The organism is Nostoc sp. T09 (genome assembly GCF_002154695.1).
Classification (GTDB): Bacteria; Cyanobacteriota; Cyanobacteriia; order Cyanobacteriales; family Nostocaceae; genus Aulosira.
This window is the reverse complement of record NZ_MTAV01000191.1, coordinates 1-5,410: the sequence shown is the minus strand read 5'-3', so window position 1 is coordinate 5,410 and position 5,410 is coordinate 1. Positions and strand designations below refer to the sequence as shown.

General features: G+C 43.3%; 5 protein-coding genes. 1 reads left to right on the top strand and 4 read right to left on the bottom strand.

The features are described from left to right. Positions 1–241: 241 nt before the first annotated feature. A complete protein-coding gene (locus tag BV372_RS30095) occupies positions 242–1,222 on the bottom strand; it encodes an aldo/keto reductase (RefSeq protein WP_086690455.1) in 981 nt (326 codons plus the stop codon). Between the two features lie 375 nt (positions 1,223–1,597). Here BV372_RS30095 and BV372_RS30090 point away from each other — a divergent pair, with 375 nt between their 5' ends. Next, complete coding sequence (locus BV372_RS30090; RefSeq protein WP_086690453.1) at positions 1,598–2,560, top strand: aldo/keto reductase; 963 nt, start codon at positions 1,598–1,600, stop codon at positions 2,558–2,560. A gap of 21 nt (positions 2,561–2,581) precedes the next feature. Here the strand turns inward: BV372_RS30090 and BV372_RS38485 are convergent, their stop codons facing one another. From BV372_RS38485 to BV372_RS30075, 3 genes are all read right to left on the bottom strand, one after another. Beyond that, positions 2,582–2,800 (bottom strand): HEAT repeat domain-containing protein, encoded by a 219-nt coding sequence (locus tag BV372_RS38485; RefSeq protein WP_086690451.1) that lies wholly within the window; start codon positions 2,798–2,800, stop codon positions 2,582–2,584. Positions 2,801–2,828: 28 nt separating this feature from the next. After that, positions 2,829–3,764, bottom strand: coding sequence for a HEAT repeat domain-containing protein (locus BV372_RS30080; RefSeq protein WP_086690449.1), 936 nt, complete (start codon positions 3,762–3,764; stop codon positions 2,829–2,831). A 144-nt stretch (positions 3,765–3,908) separates the two neighbouring features. After that, positions 3,909–5,410 (bottom strand): CHAT domain-containing protein (locus BV372_RS30075; protein ID WP_086690447.1); only part of this gene is annotated, 1,502 nt, incomplete at its 5' end.

The following is a 5,410-nucleotide window of genomic DNA, read 5'->3' as shown; positions in this document are numbered from 1 at the left end:
TCCTTAGTCATCAAGAACGTATTTTACATTTATTGGTAAATTCTTTCTCAGAAATCACCTTAACAATAAAGAATACATCCGTCAGGAGTCAGAATTCTCCAATTGAATTCTGTGCGACTGGCGAATGAATGGGTTTAAGTCCCCCACCAAATCTATGATTTGGTGGTCTTCAATCAGTGACGGGTTTAAATCCCCCACTGATTGCATTCTGAATTCTGAATTCTGAATTCTGAGTTCTGGTTTAACGATTGACACTGCTCATATCAGCATAGCGATCGCCTGCGACTACACCTTTTGGGGCAACTGCTTCTAGTTGATTTAAATCTTCTGAAGTCAGGTTAATCTCGGTGGCTGCAACGTTCTCTTCCAAATAAGTGCGGCGTTTTGTACCAGGAATGGGCACAATGTCTTCTCCTTGCGCTAAAAGCCATGCTAAAGCAAGCTGAGTCGGAGTTACACCTTTTTGATGAGCAATTGCTTTGACTTCTTCGACTAATTGCAGATTCTTGGCGAAATTCTCACCTTGAAAGCGAGGTGCAGTTCTGCGATAGTCATCAGGTGCCAGGTCATCTGGGCTAGCGATCGCACCTGATAAAAAACCACGTCCTAAAGGACTGTAAGGCACAAAGCCAATACCTAGCTCGCGCACAGTGGGCAAAATTTCATCTTCTGGATCGCGGCTCCACAGGGAGTACTTTGTTTGCAATGCAGTAATTGGATGAATTGCATTTGCCCGTCGAATCGTCGCCGCAGCAGCTTCCGAAAGCCCTAAATAGCGCACTTTCCCTTGCTGCACTAATTCTGCCATTGCCCCTACAGTGTCTTCAATCGGCACAGTTGGATCAACTCGATGCTGATAGTAGAGGTCGATGACTTCGACTCCTAGACGTTTGAGCGAAGCATCACAAGCTTGATGTACATATTCCGGTTTTCCACTAATACCTTTCCATCCACCATCTTCACTACGGACATTGCCAAACTTGGTTGCAAGCACTACCCGATCTCGACGGTCTTTGATTGCTCTGCCAACTAACTGCTCATTGGTGAACGGGCCATACATATCTGCGGTATCCAAGAAGTTAATTCCCAATTCCAGAGCACGGTGAATAGTAGCGATCGCTTCTTGTTCGTCACATCCACCGTAAAACTCAGACATCCCCATGCAACCAAGCCCTAGTGCGGAAACTTCCAGCCCTTGTTTACCAAGTTTTCTTGTTTTCATTCCATCATCTCCTTAATCAATGGCTCATCTGTTTGTTTGGTGCAGTTATGTGTCTGAAGCGTAAAATAAATCAAAATAGCTGTGCTTACGAATTACTAATTGTTTGATCGTAGTCTTTTGTTATAACTGCGATCGCAGTTGGGTTTCATCTTCCTTATGGTTCAGGAAAATTACTGGCTGACTTCAAAAAAGGAAACATCAACTCAACTTCTACTGCATACATCCTAAATTGTCATCAACATTTTGACTTCTCCTGTCTATCCGCAATCGCATCAGAAACTGTGCCTTTAGGAAGTGATAGTGAACTTTTCTCTATGTTTGAATTGGCTCACAGCTATATGTGCTTAACCAATAGCTGGCATAAAAGGAGAAAAGATGTCACAAAGTACGTCAAATTCAGAAATGCTCTACCGAGTTCTCGGCAGTACAGGAGAGAGAGTTTCCGCGATTGGACTGGGTGGTTGGCACATCAGCTTAAAGCACGTTGATGAGCAACTAGCTATGCGGATTGTGCGTACAGCAATTGATCGTGGCATCACCTTTATGGATAACTCTTGGGATTACAATGATGGGGCTAGCGAGATTCGCATGGGAAAAGCGCTCCGCGATGGCTACCGAGACAAAGTTTTTCTGATGACGAAAATCGATGGTAGATCTAAGAAAGAAGCAGCAAGGCAAATAGACGAATCACTTCAACGTCTGCAAGTTGATTGCATCGATCTCGTCCAGCACCACGAAATCATCAGGTACGAAGACCCCCATCGAGTTTTTGATGAAGAAGGAGCGAATGCTGCTTTTATTGAGGCGCGTGATGCTGGCAAACTCCGCTACATCGGCTTCACGGGACACAAAGACCCTCATATTCATCTGCATATGCTAGAAGTTGCAGCTAATAACGGTTTTAAATTTGATACAGTGCAGATGCCGCTGAGTGTCATGGATGCACACTACCGCAGCTTTGAAAAGCTGGTTGTGCCAGAACTAGTTAAACAAAACATTGGCGTTTTGGGGATGAAAAGCATGGCAAACGGTATTCTGTTAAAGTCAAATACCGCCACGCCAATTGAGTGTTTACACTATGCCTTGAATCTGCCCACATCGGTTGTAATTACAGGAATGGACAGCATGGAGATTCTCGAACAAGCCTTTGAAGCAGTGCGGACATTCCAGCCAATGGACGAGCAACAGGTGCGATCGCTCTTAGCAAAAACAGCCAAAGCAGCATCACGCGGCGAGTTTGAGCCATTCAAAACCACATCAGTTTACGACGGTACTGCCGAGAATCCCGATTGGTTGGGAAAGGAACCACAACGCATCCAGCAATTGAAGCAAGCGTAATCAACAGCTGTTATGCAAGAGCTAGCAACATCCAGTTTCACTCTCAGTTAATCGTAACTTACACATTTCAGGAAGTATTTCAGAGCTACAGATTTCTCTTAATACATTTGCGACAATCCTACGTACCCAAGAATCAGGATCGTGCAAAGCTTGAATCAATGGTGCTACCGTCTGGCTATCTTTGATTTCTCTTAAAGCATTTGCAGCACGAGTAAGCACAGAAGAATCAGGCTCATTCAAAGCTTAAATCAATGGCGCTACCGCCTGCCTAGCTAGCTTTGATTTCTTCCAATGCTTTTGCGGCAACTCTACGTACATCACAATCAGGATGTTGCAAAGCTTGAATCAATGATGCTATCGCTTGACTATCTTTAATTTTCTTTAATGCATAAACAGCACTCAAACGCACATCAGCATCATCATCTTGCAAAGCTTGAGTTAATGGTGCTACCGCTTGGCTATCTTTGATGTTTCCTAATGCTTCAGCAGCACTGCAACGCACCCAATAATCAGGATCTTGCAAAGCTTGAATCAAAGGTGCTACCGCCTGACTATCTTGAATTTCTCCTAATGCTGCTGCGGCACTGCTACGCACCTTATCATCAGGATCTTGCAAAGCTGGAATTAATGCTGCTAACGCTTGATTATCTTTAATGTTTCCTAATACATCTGCGGCACTGCGACGCACATCAGAATTGTGGGCATTCAAAGCTTCAATTAATAATGTTAGCACCTGGCTGCCTTGGAAGTTTCCTAATGCTTTTGCGGCATAGTTACGTATCCAAGACTCAGGATCGTGCAAAGCTTGAATTAATGGTACTACCGCTTGGCTATCTTGAATTTTTCCTAATGCTTCTGCGGCACTACCACGCACCCAAAAATCGGAATCTTGCAAAGCTTGAATTAATGGTGTTACTGCTTGGCTATCTTTGATTTCTCCTAATGCTTCTGCGGCAGTTCTCCGCACATCAGAATCAGGATCGTGCAAAGCTTGAATTAATGGTGCTACTGCTTGACTATCTTGAATTTTTCCTAATGCTTGGGCGGCGTAGCAACGCACCCAAAAATTAGGATCTTGCAAAGCTTGAATTAATGGTACTACTGCTTGGCTATCTTTGATTTCTCCTAATGCATATGCGGCATTTCTACGCACATGAGAATCAGAATCGTGCAAAGCTTGAATTAATTGAAAGGTGTCAGTCACAGATTGTTAGGTAGTCTTGAGAATCAGCGTTCATGCAGGAAGTTGACTGATTAAGGGCGGAAATTGTTGCTTAAGCTCTATGAATACATTGCGATCGCTTCGCTACCCTACCATTTATACCATTCTCAGCAACCAAACATAATGTTATGTGGAAACATCCAAGATGATGCCATCTTTTGCACGCATATAAAGTACTGGTGTCGCAAAGTCGCGTTTATTTAATCCAACTTCTTGAGAGATGGCGTTGCGGGTTGTTTGAATAGCAGCGTCTACAGGATAGCCGAGAGCAAGGGTGCGGTAAAATTCATCAGCAAAAATCTTGGCGGTGCTGTCAAAGATAGAATATTGCATCGCAACTACCGCAGGTATTCCCCGTTGTACGAGATTGGGTGCGATTCCGGTAAAGATTTGCTGCTCTGACACCTCTGCGCCTTGACAGGAATTGAGTACAGCTAACCCCAAGCTGCGGTAGCCTAAGAAAAAGTTGGCGAAACTCTCTTCATCCATCAATTTAGCTTGCTTATTGTTATCTTCCAGCGCAATGTAGCCTTTGTTGTCTTTAAAAACACCGTGCCCGATGAAGTGGAATATATTATAGGGTTTTTCGCGCAGCTTTTGATTAATGTTGCTGATGGTAGCTTCTTTGATAATATCTAATTCTATTTGACCTGCTTTAATGTGTGTTTCCAGGGCTGAGTTAATCAGCGTTGCTTCGCCAGTTGCGTCTAATGTAGCTAAGTCAGTAGGAGATGAAATTACGAGTAGCACTTTCAGGGGTAACTTGGCGGTTATGATATCGCGTTTTAGCAGGGGAACATCAATATAGCGAGAAAGCACTGTTTGGATGTTGTTTCCTAAAAAAGTATTGGTTTCTGCGTCATAAAGGAATTCCCAGGGGAGTGCGGCTAATTGGGGAGATTGAAATATTAAGCGCAAACGAACGCTTTCTTGATTTGCTTGTGCCCCTGCCATTGTGGCGTGGAAGCGAGCGTTAATTTGGTTGGGAAACAGCGCTTGGTAAAGTTGGTTTCCTAATCTTTTGAGTAATTTATCATTTGTTTTGTTCAACTCAATTAGTTCTAAGGCTAGTTCAATTTCGTTTATGTCTAAGTGGAATTCAGCCGAAACATCACCTTGTTCTGAAGAGGCGCGAATTTGGTTATTTTTATCAACTAATATTTGAAAATCTTGGTATTGCATTGTTTTTGATTCTGTTTGAGTTGCGTTTTCACTTGAGGCAGAATGAAAAATTTCATGGTTATAAAACTTGTAACGCTCTTGAATCTTTGAAATGACATTCTTTGCAGCGTCTACCCCAGTTAATCGTAACTTCCACATTTCAGGAAGTATTTCAGTGCTACAGATTTGTCCTAATGCATCTGCGGCAAACATACGCACCTCAGAATCTCGATCGTACCAAGCTTGAATCAATGGTGCTACCGCCTGGCTATCTTTGATTTGTCCTAATGCATCTGCGGCAAACATACGCACCTCATAATATGGATCGTGCAAAGCTTGAATCAGTGGTGCTACCGCCTGAATATCTTTGATTTGTCCTAATGCTTTTACGGCACGACTACGCACCTCAGAATCTGGATCGTGCAAAGCTTGAATCAATGGTGCTACCGCCTGGCTATCTTTGATTT

What these genes read in the sequence shown, in the direction of transcription:
- BV372_RS30095 (WP_086690455.1), bottom strand. Translation starts at nt 1,222, where the DNA reads ATGAAAACAAGAAAACTTGGTAAACAAGGGCTGGAAGTTTCCGCACTA.
- BV372_RS30090 (WP_086690453.1), top strand. Translation starts at nt 1,598, where the DNA reads ATGTCACAAAGTACGTCAAATTCAGAAATGCTCTACCGAGTTCTCGGC.